Source organism: Streptomyces cellostaticus (genome assembly GCF_023630175.1).
GTDB classification, from domain to species: Bacteria; Actinomycetota; Actinomycetes; order Streptomycetales; family Streptomycetaceae; genus Streptomyces; species Streptomyces cellostaticus_A.
Genome location: NZ_JALLIN010000009.1, coordinates 113971 through 129987 on the forward strand (window position 1 = coordinate 113971; position 16017 = coordinate 129987).

Here is a 16017-nt window from a genome sequence, read left to right on the forward strand (position 1 = left end):
CTTCGGCGTTGAGGGGAGCCCATGAGCACTGCCGCGGCACCGGCACCGCAGAGCGGCCGGACCATCACCACGAACATCCCCGCCCGACTCGACCGCCTGCCCTGGTCCCGGTGGCACTGGTCGATCGTCATCGGCCTGGGCACCGTATGGATCCTCGACGGCCTCGAGGTCACGGTCGTCGGCAACATCGCCGGCCGGCTGTCCGAGCCGGGCAGCGGGCTGAGCATCAGCTCCGGGCAGGTCACCGGCGTCGCCGCCGCGCTCTACGTGGCCGGCGCCTGCGTCGGCGCGCTGTTCTGGGGCCGGCTCACCGACCGCTTCGGCCGCAAGAAGCTGTTCATGATCACGCTCGCGGTGTACCTCGCGGCGACGGCCCTCACCGCGGTGTCCACCGAGGCCTGGTGGTTCTTCCTGTTCCGGTTCCTGACCGGCTTCGGCATCGGCGGCGAGTACGCGGCGATCAACAGCGCCATCGACGAGCTCATCCCCGCGAACTACCGGGGCCGCGTCGACCTCGTCATCAACGGCAGCTTCTGGCTCGGCGCGGTCGGCGGCTCCCTGCTCTCCATCCTCGCCCTCAACACCGACGTGCTCCCGGCCGGTGTCGGCTGGCGCCTCACCTTCGCGCTCGGCGCCGTCCTCGCCCTGGTCATCCTCCTCGTCCGCCGGCACGTCCCGGAGAGCCCGCGGTGGCTGCTCATCCACGGCCGCGACGGCGAGGCGGAGGAGATCGTCACCGGCATCGAACGCCGGGTCCGGGCGGAGAAGGGCGAAGCCCTCGCCGAGCCCGAGGGCGAGCTGGAGATCCACCAGCGCAAGAGCGTCACCTTCACGGAGATCGCGCGCACCGTCTTCGGCCGGTACCGCAAGCGCGCGGTCCTCGGCTTCTCCCTCTTCATCGGCCAGGCGTTCCTCTACAACGCCATCACCTTCGGCTTCGGCGCGATCCTCACCAAGTTCTTCGACGTGCCCGCCGACCACACGGGCTACTACTTCGCCGTGATCGCCGTCGGCAACTTCTGCGGCCCGTTGCTGCTCGGCCACCTCTTCGACACCGTCGGCCGCCGCGTGATGATCTCCTCGACCTATCTGCTGTCGGGCCTGCTGCTGTTCGGCACCGCCTGGCTCTTCGACCGCGGCTCGCTCGGTGCCGGCACGCTCACCGCCTGCTGGTGCGCGGTGCTCTTCTTCGCCTCCGCCGGCGCCTCCAGCGCGTACCTCACGGTCTCCGAGATCTTCCCGATGGAGACCCGGGCCATGTCGATCGCCTTCTTCTACGCCCTCGGCACCGCCGCCGGCGGCATCAGCGGCCCGCTGCTCTTCGCCGACCTCACCAGCACCGGCAAGGTCGGTGACACCGTCCTGGCGTTCCAGATCGGCGCCGGGCTGATGTGCGCGGCCGGTCTCGTCGCCGTGTTCCTCGCGGTGAACGCCGAGCGCCGGTCCCTCGAGGACATCGCCCGCCCGCTGACCGCGGCCGCCGGCCGGGCCAGGGCGGCGGCGCGGCCGGCCGACGGCCCGCAGGGCCCCTCGGCACCGCCCGCGGCCGGCAGGACCTGACGGCCGCGGGACCGGTCCGCCGGGGGATACTGGCCCCCATGACCCGCCTGATCCTCGCCACCCGCAACGCCGGAAAGATCACCGAACTGAGGGCCGTCCTCACCGAAGCAGGCCTCCCCCACGAGCTGATCGGCGCCGACGCCTTCCCCGACGTCCCCGACGTCCGGGAGACCGGTGTCACCTTCGCGGAGAACGCCCTGCTCAAGGCGCACGCCCTGGCCCGGGCCACCGGCCTCCCGGCCGTCGCCGACGACTCGGGCCTGTGCGTCGACGTCCTGAACGGCGCCCCCGGCATCTTCTCCGCCCGCTGGGCGGGCGCCCACGGCGACGACAAGGCCAACCTGGACCTCCTGCTGGCCCAGCTCTCCGACATCGCGGAGGAGCACCGGGGAGCGCACTTCGCCTGCGCGGCCGCGCTGGCCCTGCCGGACGGCACGGAGCGCGTGGTCGAGGGGCAGCTCCGGGGCGTCCTGCGGCACGCCCCGGCCGGTACGAACGGCTTCGGCTACGACCCGGTCCTCCAGCCGGACGGCGAGAGCCGTACCTGCGCGGAGCTGAGCGCCGACGAGAAGAACGCGATCAGCCACCGGGGCAAGGCGTTCCGGGCGCTGGTGCCGGTTGTGCGGGAGCTGCTGGGCTGACATGCGAAACGCCTCCCGCCTTCGGGTCGAAGGCGGGAGGCGGTGCGGCCGGTGGGATTCGAACCCACACGGGCGTGAACCCACTGGGACCTAAACCCAGCATGACTGCCAGTTCCATCACGGCCGCCTGAGGCGCGGCCCACTTTACTGTGCCGCGCCGTACGCCGTCCGCCCCCTGCGCGGCTGCTGTCGCCGGCCGCGCGGCGGGTGGGTCCCGGACCGCTATCCGGCGTCACCGGTACCGCTGGGGCACCGGCCGGAACTCGGTACGACGTAGAACTTCACGGCCCGCATCTCGGGGACCGGCCGCTGGGAGCAGATCGTGTAGCGGGCCGCGGACTCCAGGCCGATGGCCCGGTGCGGGTCCGTCGGGTCGACGAAGGTGGCCCCCAGGCCGGCCTTCTTGGCGCCCTCGATGCCCTTCGTGAGCTTCTGGCCGACCGCCGAGCCCAGAGTGGGCATCGGCGTACGGCTCTCCTCCTCCGCGCCCGGATCGTGCGTGGCGCAGGCGGCCAGCAGAAGGGGCGTCGCGATCAGGCTCCCCAGCCGCGCGAGGCGTCGTGCCCTCATCGCGTCGTCACGAGGTCATGACCGTCTGCGTGCTGAGGCAGGAGAAGTCCAGCCCGCCGGTCGGGGTGCCGTGCCAGTCACCGGTCATCGCGCCGAGGGCGATCGCCCGGTTCTCGGGCAGGTCGAGGTCGACGTGACGGGTCGTGCCGTTGCCGTTCGAGTTCCAGTAGAAGTACTTGGTGCCGTTCTCGATGACACCCACGGCGGAGTGCCCGTCGGCCTCGATGTCCGAGATGTACAGGTGGTCGCCGTACGTCTTGAAGACGGACTTGGCGCCGCAGCCGGGCGCCGCGTACACCGTGTAGGTGGTGTTGGCGTAGGCGGCGGTGGACGTCAGAGCGATGCCGGCGGCCACGCCGCCGGTCAGGACGGCACGCATGATCTTGCGCATCTTCTTCCCCTTTGCACAGATGGAGCTCCAGCGGAACGGTTCGGCCCGGAACGGCGCGCGTGAACTCGACCTGTTGGAAGGCATGACGATGCGAACCCCCATGGCGACGTGTCCCCCCGGTCGTCGGTGATGCCCGGTCATGGCTGGTCAGGCGAACCGAACTTGGTGATCACCCTAGGCACGTACCGAACCGGAGGTCAAAGAGTTTGCGGTGGCGGACACGTGAAGTGCGTTGCCCTCAGGGCCAGTTGGGCGCCCGGCAGACCAACGGCCCGCAACCGGGACTCCGGTGCGGGCCGCACGGAAGGCGGGGAGGCGCCTTCGGGGCGCCCCGGGGCGTCAGATCCCCAGGTCCTTGATGATCTTGGCCACATGACCGGTGGCACGGACGTTGTAGAGGGCCCGGTCGACCTTGCCCTCCTCGTCCACGACGATCGTGGAGCGGATGACGCCCATGTAGGTCTTGCCGTAGTTCTTCTTCTCGCCGTAGGCGCCGTAGGCCTCGGTGGTCGTCTTCTCGGGGTCGGCGAGCAGGGTGATCTTCAGGGACTCCTTCTCGCGGAACCTGGCCAGCTTCTCCGGCTGGTCCGGGGAGATGCCGATGACGTCGTAGCCGGCGTCGGCGAGGAGGGAGAGGTTGTCCGTGAAGTCGCAGGCCTGCTTGGTGCAGCCGGGGGTCAGCGCCGCGGGGTAGAAGTAGACGATGACCTTGCGGCCCTTGCGGTCCGACAGGGACACCTGGTTGCCGTCGGCGTCCGGGAGGGTGAAGGCGGGGGCCACGTCGCCGGGCTGGAGTCGCTCGCTCATCGGTCCAGCGTAACGGGGGGCATTGCGGTACGGCCCGACCGGGAACTGACAGACTGTCCAGGACAGCATCAGGAGACTTCGGAGGCCGTACGGTGGCGGACACGTCGGACACCAGAACCCCGGCAGAGATCGAGGCGGACATCAGGCGCCGCCGCGAAGTACTGGCCGAGACGCTCGACGAGATCGGGGTGCGGGTGCACCCGAAGACGATCGTCGGGGACGCCAAGGCCAAGGTCGTCGCCAATCTCGATCACACGGTTGGACGGGCGTATGTCCAGGTCAACCGGGTGGTGAGTGACGTCAGGGCGCAGTTCGTGGACGAGGAGGGCGCGCCGCGTCTGGAGCGGGTGGTGCCGGTGGCACTGGTCGCGGTGGGCCTGGTGGGGCTGCTGGCGCTGGGTGTGCGGCGGCGCGGCCGCTGAGCGGCTCGGCGCCCCGGGCTCGTACGGGCGCGCCGAAGGCAGGTAGGTTCGGAGCGTGAGCGCCAACAGAAACGTACAGAGCACCCCCCATCACGACAAGCTGCCCATTCGGATGCTGCATGACCGGGTGCTGGTCAGGCAGGAGACGGGCGAGGGTGAGCGGCGGTCGGGCGGCGGCATCCTGATTCCCGCCACGGCGGCGGTCGGGCGCCGGCTGGCCTGGGCCGAGGTGGTCGCGGTGGGCCAGAACGTGCGCACCGTGGAGCCGGGCGACCGGGTGCTGTTCGACCCGGAGGACCGGGCCGAGGTCGAGGTGCGGGGCGTGGCGTACGTGCTGATGCGGGAGCGGGATCTGCACGCGGTGGCCGCGGACCGCTTCGAGGGCGCGGAGGACTCCACGGGGCTCTACCTCTGAGGTACCGCTTGCCGCCGTCGCTTTGCTACGTTCGGGGGAGCCCGACGAGACGCGCCGTACCGGGATGCAGGCAAAGACGACGCACCAGGAATGGGTTCGTCCACCGGAGGTGTGTCGTCGTGGCGTGGGTTCTGCTGATCGTCGCCGGGCTGCTCGAGGTAGCCTGGTCGGTGGGGATGAAGTACACCGACGGGTTCACCCGGCCGGTCCCCAGTGTGTTCACGGGGGCCGGGATCGTGGCCAGCATGGTGCTGCTGTCGTACGCGGCGAGGTCGTTGCCGATCGGCACGGCCTACGGCGTGTGGGTCGGGATCGGGGCGGCCGGGGCGGCGGTGCTCGGCATGGTGGTGCTGGGTGAGCCGGTCACCGCCGCCCGGGTCTTCTTCGTCTGCCTGCTGCTGGTCGCCGTGGTGGGGCTCAAGGCGACCGGCGGTCACTGACGGGCGGGCCTACTGCTGGCCCCCGGTGGCCCCGGTGTCGGTACCGCCGCCCGTGTCCAGCCCTCCTCCGGTGCTGCCGCCGGGGGTGCCGCCGCCGGTGTCCGTGCCACCGCCCGTGGTCGTCGCACCACCGTCGGCGCCGCCGCCCGTGGTCGTCGCCCCGCCGTCGGTGGTGCCTCCGCCGTCGGTGGTGCCGCCGTCGGTGGTGGTGCCGCCGCCGTCGGTGGTGGGGGTACCGCCGGTGGTGGGGGTGCCGCCGGTGGTGCCCCCGTCGGTGCTGGGGGTCCCGCCGGTGGTGCCCCCGTCGGTGCTGGGGGTCCCGCCGGTGGTGCCGCCGCCGTCCGGGGAGCCGGTGCCCGGGTCGCCGGTGGGGTCGGCGGGGGCCTGGGTCTGGTCGGCGCCCGGCTGGAGCCGGAGGTCGAAGTCGCTGACCGGCTTCCCCTTCAGGGCGTCGCGGGTGTACTGGGCCCAGATGGCGGTGGGCGGGCCACCACCGTTCATCCGGGGCTGGCCCAGGGCGTAGTACAGCGACTTGTGGGCCGCGGTGACCGGGTCCTGGCCCATGACGGAGACCACGGTGGCGAGGTTCGGGGTGTAGCCCGCGAACCAGGCGGCGGTGTCCTCCTCGGCGGTGCCGGTCTTGCCCGCCGCGGGACGGCCCGCGGCCTGGGCGGCGACGGCGGTGCCGTTGTCGACGACGCTCCGCAGGACCGAGGTGGTCGTGTCGGCGGCCTCGCGGGTGACGGCCCGCCTGGTCTGCCGCTCGGGCAGCTCGATCTGCTGGGTGCCGTTCTTGGTGACCTTCTTGACCATGGTGTACGTGGCGCGCTGACCGTGGTTGGCGAGCGTGGCGTAGGCCTCCGCCATGTCGAGGACGCTGGCGGTGGCGGTGCCGAGGGCGATGGACGGGTAGGGCTGGAGGTCCTTGGTGCCCTCGGGGATGCCGAGCTGGACGGCGGTCTGCTTCACCTTGGCGGGGCCGACGTCGACGGCCATCTGGGCGTAGACGGAGTTGACCGACAGATCGGTGGCCTTGCGGACGGTGATGTCGCCGTACGACCTCTCGTCCTCGTTGGCCGGGCTGTAGCCGCCGCCGGTCCAGCCCTGCACGGGGCGCCTGCTCGTGCCGTCGTAGATGGTGTTCGGGGTGATGGGCCGGCTGTCCTGCGTGGTGGAGCTGTTCTGGACGGCCGAGGTGAACACGAAGGGCTTGAAGGTGGAGCCGACCTGGAAGTCACCCCGGGTGGCGCCGTTGGTGTACTGCTTCACGTAGTCGATGCCGCCGTACATGGCGACGATCTCGCCGGTCTTGGGGTCGACGGAGGCGCCGCCGGCCCGGACGTAGTTGTCGGCCTTGCGGTTCTTCTTGTCGAGCTTGGAGATGAGCTGGTCGTCGACGGCCTTGACGAAGGCGTTCTGCCGGCCCTTCTGGATGGTGGTGGTGATCCGGTAGCCGCCGGCCTCGAGTTCGTCGGAGGTGACGATGTCGTTGCTGATCAGGTACTTCCTGACCGCGTCGACGAGGTAGCCGCGCTGGCCGGACAGGCCGTTGGGGACGATCTGGTCCCTGGTCGTGGGGAACTTCAGTCCCGCGCGCTCACCCTGGTCGAGCCAGCCCTCCTTGACCATGCCGTCCAGGACGTAGTTCCAGCGGGCGACGGCGGCGGGCTTGTTCTCGGGGTGCGCGACGACGTCGTACTCGCTGGGGGCGTTGACGAGGGCGGCGAGGTAGGCGGCGCGGGCCGGGTCGAGGTCCGCGGCGTCCTTGCCGTAGTAGGCCTGGGCGGCGGCCTGGATGCCGTAGGCGCCGCGGCCGAAGTAGCTGGTGTTGAGGTAGCCCTCCAGGATCTCGTCCTTGGACTTCTCCCGGTCCAGCTTCATCGAGATGAAGAACTCCTTGGCCTTGCGGGTGACGGTCTGCTCCTGGCCCAGGTAGTAGTTCTTCACGTACTGCTGGGTGATGGTCGAGCCGGACTGCTTGCCCTTGCCCAGGGCCGTGTTCCAGCCGGCGCGGAGCATGGCCTTGGGGTCGACGGCGGACTCCGAGTAGAAGTCGCGGTCCTCGGCGGCCAGGACGGCGTGCTGGGCCGCCTTGGAGACCTTGGCGAGGCTGACGTTCTCGCGGTTGACCTTGCTGTCGCGGGTGTCGCGGGCGAGCTGGGAGCCGTCGGCGTAGAGGTAGACGTTGCTCTGCTTGGTCGCGAGGGCGTTGGCGGACGGGATCTGCACCATCGAGTAGCCGAGGAAGAACAGGCCGATGACCAGCATGACGCCGATCACGAAGGTGCCGAGCAGCATGCGCCAGGTGGGCACGAGGCGCCGCCACCCGGTCCGCTTGGGCCGCTTGGGCTTCCTGCCCTTGCCGCCTCCGCCGCCGTCGGCTCCGCCGCCGCTGTCCGCGTCGGTGGTGGTGGCGGGGGATTCGGCGGCGGTGGTCTTCCCGGTGGCTGCGGCGGACGCGGCGGCGCCCGCGGCGGCAGCCCCGGCCTTGGCCGCGCCGCCACCGGCCGTCGTGGCCGGGGCGTCCTCGGCCGCGCCGCTGCCCGTGGCGGCCAGGGCCGCCGTGCCGGCACCGCTTCCCGTGGCGGCACGGGGGCCCGTCCTGGGGCCGCCGGGCGCGGCGGCCGGGCCGTCGCTCTTCGCGGCGGTGGTGCCGTCGCCCGGCCGGGCCGGCTCGGACGTGGTGGAGGCCTTGACCTTGCGGAGGACCTGCGTCGTCTCGGGCGCCTGGGCGTCCCCGGGTCCCCGTCCGCCGGACGTCTTCCCGTCGCCCGCCTCACGGGCCGCCGAGGCGCCCTCGGCGGCGGAGGCACCGGATGCGTCGACGCGACGGAGCACCTGGGTGCTCTCGGCCGCTTCGGGCTCCCCGGTCCCGGGCCGCTGCGTCTCCCGCGACCGGGCGGACTCCTGCGGCTGCCCGGCCCGGCCGGGCGCTCCGGGGCGCCGGGGGGTCGCGGGCCGCTCGGCCGCCGGGTTCCGGGTGCCGTCGGCGCCGGACTTCGCGGGCCCCTGCGGCTCCCCCGCCTGGCCGGGCACCCCGGGCCGCCCGGGCGCGGGGGAACGCCCTGCCGCCCGCTGCTCGGAGTCCTGGGACTTCCCGGACCCCGGCGACCGCCCCGGCTGCCGGGGCAGGCCGGAGCGCGGGGAACCGTCGGCACGTCCGGCCGCCCGGCCCTCGGGGCCCTCGGGCTTGCCGGGGCCCTGCGGCTTGCCCGACTGCTGAGGTACGCCGGGACGCCACGCCCCCTCGGCTTCCGGCTTCCGGGGCCCGTCGCCCTTCCCCGGCGCCTGCGCGGGCACACCGGTGCGGTGGCCCTCGGCGCCCCCGGGCCCGCCCGGTTCCCCGGACCTTCCGGCCTGCTGGGCGGGCAGGCCGGACCGCGGCTCGCGGGGCGCCCCGGCCCCGGTGTCCGGGGCGTCCGGGCCGTTCGCGCGGGCGGCCCGGCCCATCTGGGCGGCCAGGGCCGCGCGGCGGGCCCGGGCGGCCTGGTCCGCGCCGGCGGCCGAAGACGACTGACCGCCAAGGGTGCCGTCGACCGGCGATCCGGCCTTCTCCTCCCGGCCACCCCGGTTGGGCCCGGCGGCCGCGGCTTCCCGGTCCGTGTTCCGGCCCTGGCCCCGGCCCTGGTCCTGATTCGACCCCGGCCGGTCCTTGCTGCTGCCCCGGTCCCGGCCGTCGCCGTCTGCGGGCCGGCTGTCTGCGCCGGCACCGCCGGCGGCCTCACCGGATCGTGCGGGCCCTGCAGCCGGCAGCGGTCGTTCCGGTGCCCCGCCCTCGTTCGGCTGCTGCGGCTGCGGCTCGTCGCTCATGTCGTGCACGGACTCCTGTTTCGCGTCGTACGTTTCCCGTACGCCTCGTACGCCTTCTGCCCCCGGTTGGAAGACTCTCGCACCTGGCGATCCGTTCCCGGATCCCGGCACGCTTCCGGCACGAAAATGCGTCGCCGGTCGCGGGCCTCAGGACTAGGCTCCTGCGCTTCGGTGTCGAGCGGCCCGGGGAGGTTGACTGACGTGGGCGCGGGACGGTTGTACGCCGCAGTCGCGACGGGGGGATTCAGACGGTACGCGACGTATCGGGCGGCCACTGCGGCAGGGGTGTTCACGAACACGGCCTTCGGGCTGATCCTCGTCTACACCTATCTGGCGTTGTGGGAGGAGAAGCCGCATCTCGGGGGCTACGACCAGGCCCAGGCCGTCACGTTCGTCTGGCTGGGGCAGGCCCTGTACGCGACGCTGGCGATCCAAGGGGGCGGCTTCGAGGTCGAGTTCATGGAGCGCATCCGCACGGGCGAGGTCGCGATCGACCTCTACCGGCCGGTGGACCTGCAAGGGTGGTGGCTGGCCAACGACTTGGGCCGGGCACTGTTCCAGTTGCTCGGGCGCGGGGTGGTCCCGTTCGCCTTCGGCGCGCTGGTCTTCGAGACGGCGCTGCCCGACGACGTGGGGACCTGGTCGGCGTTCCTGGTCTCCGTGGCGCTCGCGATGGTCGTCAGCTTCGGCATCCGCTACCTGGTGGCACTGACCGGGTTCTGGCTGATAGACGGCACCGGGGCGCTGCAGGCGCTGATGGTCACCGGCATCTTCTGCTCGGGGATGACACTGCCGCTGAACGCCTTCCCCGGGACGCTCGGCGAGATCGTACGGGCGCTGCCGTGGGCGGCGCAGGTCCAGGTGCCGGCGGATGTGCTGATGGGGACGGCCGCCCCGCTCCCCTCGTTCCTCTTCCAGGGGGCCTGGGCGGTGGTGCTGCTGGCGGCGGGACGGCTGCTGCAGACGGCGGCGGCCCGGCGGGTGGTGGTCCAGGGTGGGTGAGTACCGGCCGCTGACCGAGGGGCTGCGCGCCTACCGGCTGATCGCGGGGATGTGGGTCCGCTCCACGCTGACCTACCGGGCCTCCTTCGCGATGACCGCGTTCGGCGGGCTGGTCGTGACCGGACTGGACTTCGTGACGATCGTCCTGATGTTCTCCCGGGTGGACGTCCTCGGCGGCTACTCGCTGCCCGAGGTGGCGTTCCTGTACGGGCTGTCGGCGACGTCCTTCGGTCTCGCGGACCTGGCGATCGGTTCGGCCGACCGGCTGGGCCGCCGGGTGCGCGACGGAACCCTCGACATTCTGCTGGTGCGGCCCGCGCCGGTGCTGGCGCAGGTCGCCGCCGACCGGTTCGCGCTGCGCCGGATCGGCCGGGTCGCCCAGGGATCGCTGGTGCTGGGCTACGCGCTCATCGCGTCGGACATCGCCTGGACACCGGTCAAGGCGCTGATGGTGCCGGGGATGCTGGTCTGCGGTGGTGCGATCTTCTCCGCGGTGTTCGTGGCGGGGGCGGCCTTCCAGTTCGTGGCGCAGGACGCGTCCGAGGTGCAGCACGCGTTCACGTACGGCGGCCAGACGCTGCTGCAGTACCCGCCGACGGTGTTCGGCAAGGAGCTGGTGCGGGGGGTGACCTTCATGTTCCCGCTGGCCTTCGTCAACTGGGTGCCGGCCGCCTATGTGCTGGGGCGGCCGTACCCGCTGGGCGGGCTGCCCCGGTGGGCGGCCTTCGCACCGCCGCTGGTGGCGGTGGGGTGCTGCGCGGCGGCGGCGCTGGCGTGGCGGGCGGGCCTTCGGTCGTATCGGAGTACAGGGAGTTAGCGGTGGACGCGTTCATCGAGGTGGACAGGGTCGAGAAGGTCTTCGAGGTGCGCCGGAGGACCGGGTTCATGAAGCGGGTCAAGCGGCAGGTCCGGGCGGTGGACTCCCTCTCGTTCACCGTGGCGCGCGGCGAGATGGTCGGCTACATCGGCCCGAACGGAGCCGGGAAGTCGACGACGGTCAAGATGCTGACCGGGATCCTCATGCCGAGCGCCGGCCGGCTGCGGGTGGCGGGGATCGATCCGTCGCGGGACCGGACCAGGCTGGCGCACCGGATCGGCGTGGTGTTCGGGCAGCGGACGACGCTGTGGTGGGACCTGCCGCTGATCGACTCCTACCGGCTGGCGCACCGGATGTACCGGATCCCGGACGCCCGTTACCGGGAGAACCTGGAGCGCTGTGTCGAACTGCTGGAACTGGGCGCGCTGCTGGACGTTCCGGTGCGGCAGCTGTCGCTCGGGCAGCGGATGCGCGGGGACATCGCGGCGGCCCTGCTGCACGATCCGGAGGTGCTCTACCTGGACGAGCCGACGATCGGTCTGGACGTGGTGTCCAAGGCCAAGGTGCGGGGCTTCCTGAAGGAGCTGAACGCCGGGAGCGGTACGACGGTGCTGCTGACGACGCACGACCTGCAGGACATCGAGCAGTTGTGCTCGCGGGTGATGGTGATCGACCACGGGCGGCTGATGTACGACGGTGCCCTGGCCGGGCTGCACGAGGCCGGGGAGGGCGAGCGCACGCTGGTGGTGGACCTGGAGCGGGAGCTGCCGCCGATCGAGGCGCCCTCGTGCCGGGTGGTGCGGGTGGCGGGTCCGCGGCAGTGGCTGGCGTTCCCGGCCGGGCGGTCGGCGGCGCCGCTGGTGGCGCACATCGCGGCCGAGTACCCGCTGGTGGACCTGTCGGTGCGGGAGCCGGACATCGAGGCGGTCATCGCGAAGATGTACGCCGAGAAGGCGGTCTCGTAGGCTGCTGCCATGACCGACGACGCAGTCCCGGACCTCCGGGCGTCCGACGCCGACCGCGAGCGGGTCGCCGAGGTCCTGCGCGACGCCCTCGCCGAAGGGCGCCTGGACATGGGGGAGTTCGAAGAACGGCTGGAGGCGACGTACCAGGCGCGTACGTACGGTGAGCTGACGCCGATCACCCGCGATCTGCCGGCCGGCGGCGCGGCGGCGCCCGCACCCGTCTCGTTCTCGAAGGCGCCCGTGGAGCAGGGCGGCTGGGCGGCCCGGATCGTCGGGGGCGAGGCCTCCTCGACGGGCGGGTTCGCGGTGCTGTCGGGGTTCGAACGCAGGGGCCGCTGGACGGTGCCGAAGCGGTTCAACTGCTTCGCCTTCATGGGCGGCGGCGAGATCGACCTCCGGGAGGCGAACTTCGCGGACCGCGAGGTGGAGATCAACTGCGTGGCGGTCATGGGCGGGGTGCAGGTGATCGTGCCGCCGGGCGTCGAGGTGGTGGTCCGGGGCATCGGTGTGATGGGCGGCTTCGAGCATCCGCGCGACGACGGCCCGCCGGATCCGGGCGCCCCGCGGGTGGTCGTCGGCGGCTTCGCGTTCTGGGGCGGGGTGGGCGTCGAGCGCAAGGTGACGCGGGCCGAGCGGCAGCGGCTGAGGGAGCAGCGCCGGCAGGAGCGGCTGGAGCGCAGGGAGGCCCGGCACGAACTGCAGCGGGAACGGCGCGAGGAGCGGCGGCGGGACCGCTAGTGCTGTGACCGGAAGGGTTTGCCGGAAAGCTCGCGGCGTCCCGTGCGGTGCAGCGCAAGGTGGAGCATCGCCCGCGTACCGGACGTACTCGGGTGAAGCGACAACGCGGCGAGGTGCCGTGCCGGGCGCCGCGAGCCGGTGAACCCTTGCGGTCGCGGCACCAGGGCCTGGCGCGCACGAGGGGCCCTGGTGGCCGGCGCGTGGCCGGCTCCGGGGCGGTGCCGGGCCCGGCGCGGGGGTGCTCGGCGCACTCCCCCCGGGCTCCGGCGGTCCGCTTCTACGAGGTGCAGACCTTGGTCAGTTCGCCCGCGGCGTCCGTGACGGGGCCGACGTCGGGGGTCCGGTCGCCGTTCTCGATGGCGGTACGGACGTTGTCGACGGCCTTGGAGAGGCCGTCGACGGCCTCGTCGATGTCGGTGTCGCCGGTCCTGTCGCCGATCTTGTCCAGGTTCCTCTCGATGGAGTCGAGGGAGGCGTCGGCCCGGGCGGGGTCGTCGCCGGCGTTCTCCACGGCCTGCTGGAGGTCGGTGACGCCGTCGGCGATGGAGTCGGCGGTCTGTACGCAGTCCAGGGCCTTGTGCACGGCGTCGCAGCCGGTGGTGAGGCCGGCGGTCAGCGCGGCGGTCGCTAGGGCGGCGGCGACGGCGGTGAGCCGTCTGCGGCGTCGGCTGGCGGCCATGGTGTGGTGTCCCTCCCCTGGTACGGCTGGCCGGGCGCGTGACGGTGGGCCGCGCGCCCGTACCCATACGGACGTCGGGAGGGATGCGGGGGTTGCCCCCGCGTTCCGGCTTCTTCGGCGGTCCCTCTACTGTGCGAGGGCGGCCGCCAGGGCCGCGCGCTGGGCCGCGGCGAGCTGGTCGCAGCCGGCCACGGCGAGGTCGAGCAGGGCGTTGAGCTCGTCGCGGGCGAACGGCTCGGCCTCGGCGGTGCCCTGGACCTCGACGAAGCGGCCGTCACCGGTGCAGACGACGTTCATGTCGGTCTCGGCACGGACGTCCTCCTCGTAGCAGAGGTCGAGGAGGGGCACCCCGCCGACGATGCCGACGGAGACGGCGCTGACGGTTCCGGTGAGCGGCTGCCGGCCGGCCTTGATCAGCTTGCGGCCCTGGGCCCAGGCGACGGCGTCGGCCAGGGCGACGTAGGCGCCGGTGATGGCGGCGGTGCGGGTGCCGCCGTCGGCCTGGAGGACGTCGCAGTCGAGGACGACGGTGTTCTCGCCGAGCGCCTTGTAGTCGATGACGGCGCGCAGGGAGCGGCCGATGAGCCGGGAGATCTCGTGGGTGCGACCGCCGATCCGGCCCTTGACGGACTCGCGGTCGCCGCGCGTGTTGGTGGCGCGGGGCAGCATGGCGTACTCGGCGGTGACCCAGCCCTCGCCGCTGCCCTTGCGCCAGCGCGGGACTCCTTCGGTGACGGAGGCGGTGCAGAAGACCTTGGTGTCGCCGAAGGAGACGAGGACGGAGCCCTCGGCGTGCTTGCTCCAGCCGCGTTCGATGGTGACCGGGCGGAGTTGTTCGGGGGTGCGGCCGTCGATTCGAGACATGCGGACGAGCCTAGCCGTACGCGCGGAAGGGGCCGCTCCCGCATCGGGAAGTGCCCCTTCCAGGTGAACCGCGGGGCTCACATCATGTCTTCGATCTCCGCGGCGATCGGGTCGGCGTCGGTACCGATGACGACCTGGATGGCGGTGCCCATCTTGACGACGCCGTGGGCGCCGGCGGCCTTCAGGGCGGTGTCGTCGACGAGCGAGGGGTCGGAGACCTCGGTGCGGAGCCGGGTGATGCAGCCCTCGATCTCCTCGATGTTCTCGATGCCGCCGAGGCCGGCGACGATCTTCTCAGCCTTGCTGGCCATGTTGCTTCTCCCTGATCCGAACCGCTTTGTCGCAGTAACCCACAGTTGGCCCATCTTCGCGAGCGGCCGTGCGGTACGTGCCCAATGATGGCGATCACCACAGCGGAACCGTCCGCCGACTGGTCTACACCACCGGGTGGACGACAGCCAAACCGGCTTGCGCGCCGAGCGGTTCGGCCGCCGGGCGGGACTCCGAGTCCGAGTGGTTCAGGGAGGACGCCGATGAGCGCCGACAGCACGGCCGGCCCCGCGCACGCCCGGCTGCACCGGCTGTACCAGGGCCTGCAGAAGATGGGCCGCAGCCTGCAACTGCCGATCGCGGTGCTGCCGGCCGCGGGCATCCTGATCGGGCTGGCCCAGCCGGGCGTGGTCGGCGAGGGGGGCCTCGGCTGGAACGCGGTCGCCAAGGTGATGCTGGGCGCGGGCGGCGCGCTGCTCGACGGCTCGCTGGGGCTGCCGCTGCTGTTCTGCGTGGGCGTGGCGATCGGCATGGCCAGGAAGGCCGACGGGTCGACGGCGCTCGCGGCGGTGGCGGGCTTCCTCGTCTACTACGGCGTGCTGCACGAGTTCCCGGAGGACTGCCCGGCCGGCTCGAAGGCGGTCGAGCACGTCGGCTGCCAGGTGACGGACGGGTCGGTGACGGCCTTCACCTTCCAGAACCCGGGTGTCTTCGGAGGCATCGTGATGGGCCTGCTGGCCGCCTTCTTCTGGGCCCGCTTCCACCGCACCCGGCTGGTGGACTGGCTGGGCTTCTTCAACGGCCGCCGACTGGTGCCGATCATCATGTCGTTCGTCGCCATCCTCTTCGCGGGCCTGTGCCTGTGGGTCTGGCCGCCGGTCGGCAGCGGACTGGAGAGCTTCGGCCACTGGCTGCGGGACGCGGGCTCGTGGGGCGCGGGGCTGTTCGGCGTCGCCAACCGGGCGCTGCTGGTGATCGGGCTGCACCAGTTCCTGAACGTGCCCCTGTGGTTCCAGTTCGGCAGCTACACCAAGCCCGACGGCACGGTGGTCCACGGCGACATCAACATGTTCCTGTCGGGCGACCCGAACGCGGGGCAGTTCACCTCCGGCTTCTTCCCGATCATGATGTTCGCGCTGCCGGCGGCGGCGCTGGCCATCACGCACTGCGCGCGGCCGGAGCGGCGCAAGGAGGTCGGCGGACTGATGCTGTCGGTGGCGCTGACGTCGTTCGTGACGGGCATCACCGAGCCGATCGAGTACTCCTTCCTGTTCGTCGCACCGGCGCTGTACGCGGTCCACGCGGTGCTGACGGGGGCCTCGATGGCGGTGACGTGGGCACTGGGCGTGCACGACGGCTTCGCCTTCTCGGCCGGCCTGATCGACTACGTCATCAACTGGCACCTGGCGACGAAGCCGTGGCTCATCGTCCCGATCGGCCTGTGCTTCGCGGCGGTGTACTACGCGGTCTTCCGCTTCGCGATCACCAGGTTCGACCTGAGGACACCGGGGCGGGAGCCGGCCGAGGAGGTGGAGGACGTCACCAAGGCATAGGCGCCTTCGGGGGCACGGCGAGTAGCGCGCCGGTAACGGGAATCGCGGGTTCCTTACACCGCCTTCATCGTGC

The 16017-nt window shown here is 72.2% G+C and carries 17 protein-coding genes, 1 tRNA gene and 1 riboswitch; of the genes, 10 read left to right on the forward strand and 8 right to left on the reverse strand.

Annotated features, from left to right (window positions below; all coding sequences use genetic code 11):
* Positions 1 to 21 precede the first annotated feature (21 nt).
* Complete coding sequence (locus MXD57_RS08235) at positions 22 to 1560, forward strand: MFS transporter (protein WP_250400656.1); 1539 nt, start codon at positions 22 to 24, stop codon at positions 1558 to 1560.
* 38 nt (positions 1561 to 1598) lie between these two features.
* On the forward strand, positions 1599 to 2201 hold the full coding sequence (gene rdgB / locus MXD57_RS08240; protein WP_250400657.1) for an RdgB/HAM1 family non-canonical purine NTP pyrophosphatase: 603 nt from the start codon (positions 1599 to 1601) through the stop codon (positions 2199 to 2201).
* Positions 2202 to 2244: 43 nt separating this feature from the next.
* Here the strand turns inward: rdgB and MXD57_RS08245 are convergent.
* The 4 genes from MXD57_RS08245 to bcp all read right to left on the reverse strand — a co-directional run bounded on the left by MXD57_RS08245 (position 2245) and on the right by bcp (position 3969).
* A tRNA-Leu gene (locus MXD57_RS08245) sits at positions 2245 to 2328 on the reverse strand.
* Positions 2329 to 2423: 95 nt separating this feature from the next.
* On the reverse strand, positions 2424 to 2771 hold the full coding sequence (locus MXD57_RS08250; protein WP_250400658.1) for a hypothetical protein: 348 nt from the start codon (positions 2769 to 2771) through the stop codon (positions 2424 to 2426).
* Positions 2772 to 2778: 7 nt separating this feature from the next.
* A complete protein-coding gene (locus MXD57_RS08255; protein ID WP_250400659.1) occupies positions 2779 to 3162 on the reverse strand; it encodes a hypothetical protein in 384 nt (127 codons plus the stop codon).
* Positions 3163 to 3501: 339 nt separating this feature from the next.
* On the reverse strand, positions 3502 to 3969 hold the full coding sequence (gene bcp / locus MXD57_RS08260) for a thioredoxin-dependent thiol peroxidase (protein ID WP_250400660.1): 468 nt from the start codon (positions 3967 to 3969) through the stop codon (positions 3502 to 3504).
* A 92-nt stretch (positions 3970 to 4061) separates the two neighbouring features.
* Between bcp and MXD57_RS08265 the strand changes: the two genes are divergently transcribed.
* The 3 genes from MXD57_RS08265 (at position 4062) to MXD57_RS08275 (ending at position 5246) form a co-directional block, all read left to right on the forward strand.
* Complete coding sequence (locus MXD57_RS08265) at positions 4062 to 4391, forward strand: DUF3618 domain-containing protein (protein ID WP_199210710.1); 330 nt, start codon at positions 4062 to 4064, stop codon at positions 4389 to 4391.
* A gap of 112 nt (positions 4392 to 4503) precedes the next feature.
* Positions 4504 to 4806, forward strand: a complete 303-nt coding sequence (locus tag MXD57_RS08270; RefSeq protein ID WP_250400707.1) for a GroES family chaperonin — start codon at positions 4504 to 4506, stop codon at positions 4804 to 4806.
* A gap of 19 nt (positions 4807 to 4825) precedes the next feature.
* Positions 4826 to 4892, forward strand: a riboswitch (guanidine-III (ykkC-III) riboswitch).
* 33 nt (positions 4893 to 4925) lie between these two features.
* A complete protein-coding gene (locus tag MXD57_RS08275) occupies positions 4926 to 5246 on the forward strand; it encodes a DMT family transporter (RefSeq protein WP_250400661.1) in 321 nt (106 codons plus the stop codon).
* A 9-nt stretch (positions 5247 to 5255) separates the two neighbouring features.
* Here MXD57_RS08275 and MXD57_RS08280 read toward each other — a convergent pair whose 3' ends face one another.
* A complete protein-coding gene (locus tag MXD57_RS08280) occupies positions 5256 to 7802 on the reverse strand; it encodes a transglycosylase domain-containing protein (protein ID WP_284505267.1) in 2547 nt (848 codons plus the stop codon).
* Between the two features lie 1455 nt (positions 7803 to 9257).
* Here MXD57_RS08280 and MXD57_RS08285 point away from each other — a divergent pair.
* The 4 genes from MXD57_RS08285 to MXD57_RS08300 are packed head-to-tail and all read left to right on the forward strand — an operon-like array spanning position 9258 to position 12578.
* Complete coding sequence (locus MXD57_RS08285) at positions 9258 to 10058, forward strand: ABC transporter permease (RefSeq protein ID WP_250400662.1); 801 nt, start codon at positions 9258 to 9260, stop codon at positions 10056 to 10058.
* A gap of 49 nt (positions 10059 to 10107) precedes the next feature.
* Positions 10108 to 10875, forward strand: coding sequence for an ABC transporter permease (locus MXD57_RS08290; RefSeq protein WP_250400709.1), 768 nt, complete (start codon positions 10108 to 10110; stop codon positions 10873 to 10875).
* Positions 10833 to 11840, forward strand: a complete 1008-nt coding sequence (locus tag MXD57_RS08295) for an ABC transporter ATP-binding protein (protein WP_250400663.1) — start codon at positions 10833 to 10835, stop codon at positions 11838 to 11840. Before MXD57_RS08290 ends, MXD57_RS08295 begins: the two co-directional genes overlap by 43 nt.
* 9 nt (positions 11841 to 11849) lie before the next feature.
* Positions 11850 to 12578, forward strand: a complete 729-nt coding sequence (locus MXD57_RS08300; RefSeq protein ID WP_250400664.1) for a DUF1707 SHOCT-like domain-containing protein — start codon at positions 11850 to 11852, stop codon at positions 12576 to 12578.
* 277 nt (positions 12579 to 12855) lie between these two features.
* Here the strand turns inward: MXD57_RS08300 and MXD57_RS08305 are convergent, their stop codons facing one another.
* The 3 genes from MXD57_RS08305 to MXD57_RS08315 form a co-directional block, all read right to left on the reverse strand.
* Complete coding sequence (locus tag MXD57_RS08305; RefSeq protein ID WP_250400665.1) at positions 12856 to 13257, reverse strand: hypothetical protein; 402 nt, start codon at positions 13255 to 13257, stop codon at positions 12856 to 12858.
* A 126-nt stretch (positions 13258 to 13383) separates the two neighbouring features.
* Positions 13384 to 14121 (reverse strand): ribonuclease PH, encoded by a 738-nt coding sequence (gene rph / locus MXD57_RS08310; protein ID WP_250400666.1) that lies wholly within the window; start codon positions 14119 to 14121, stop codon positions 13384 to 13386.
* A gap of 77 nt (positions 14122 to 14198) precedes the next feature.
* Positions 14199 to 14432, reverse strand: a complete 234-nt coding sequence (locus MXD57_RS08315; protein WP_199210715.1) for a glucose PTS transporter subunit EIIB — start codon at positions 14430 to 14432, stop codon at positions 14199 to 14201.
* A 222-nt stretch (positions 14433 to 14654) separates the two neighbouring features.
* Between MXD57_RS08315 and MXD57_RS08320 the strand changes: the two genes are divergently transcribed.
* Positions 14655 to 15944 carry a PTS transporter subunit EIIC gene (locus tag MXD57_RS08320; RefSeq protein WP_250400667.1) on the forward strand — a complete coding sequence of 430 codons (1290 nt, stop codon included), beginning with the start codon at positions 14655 to 14657 and terminating at the stop codon, positions 15942 to 15944.
* Positions 15945 to 16017 lie beyond the last annotated feature (73 nt).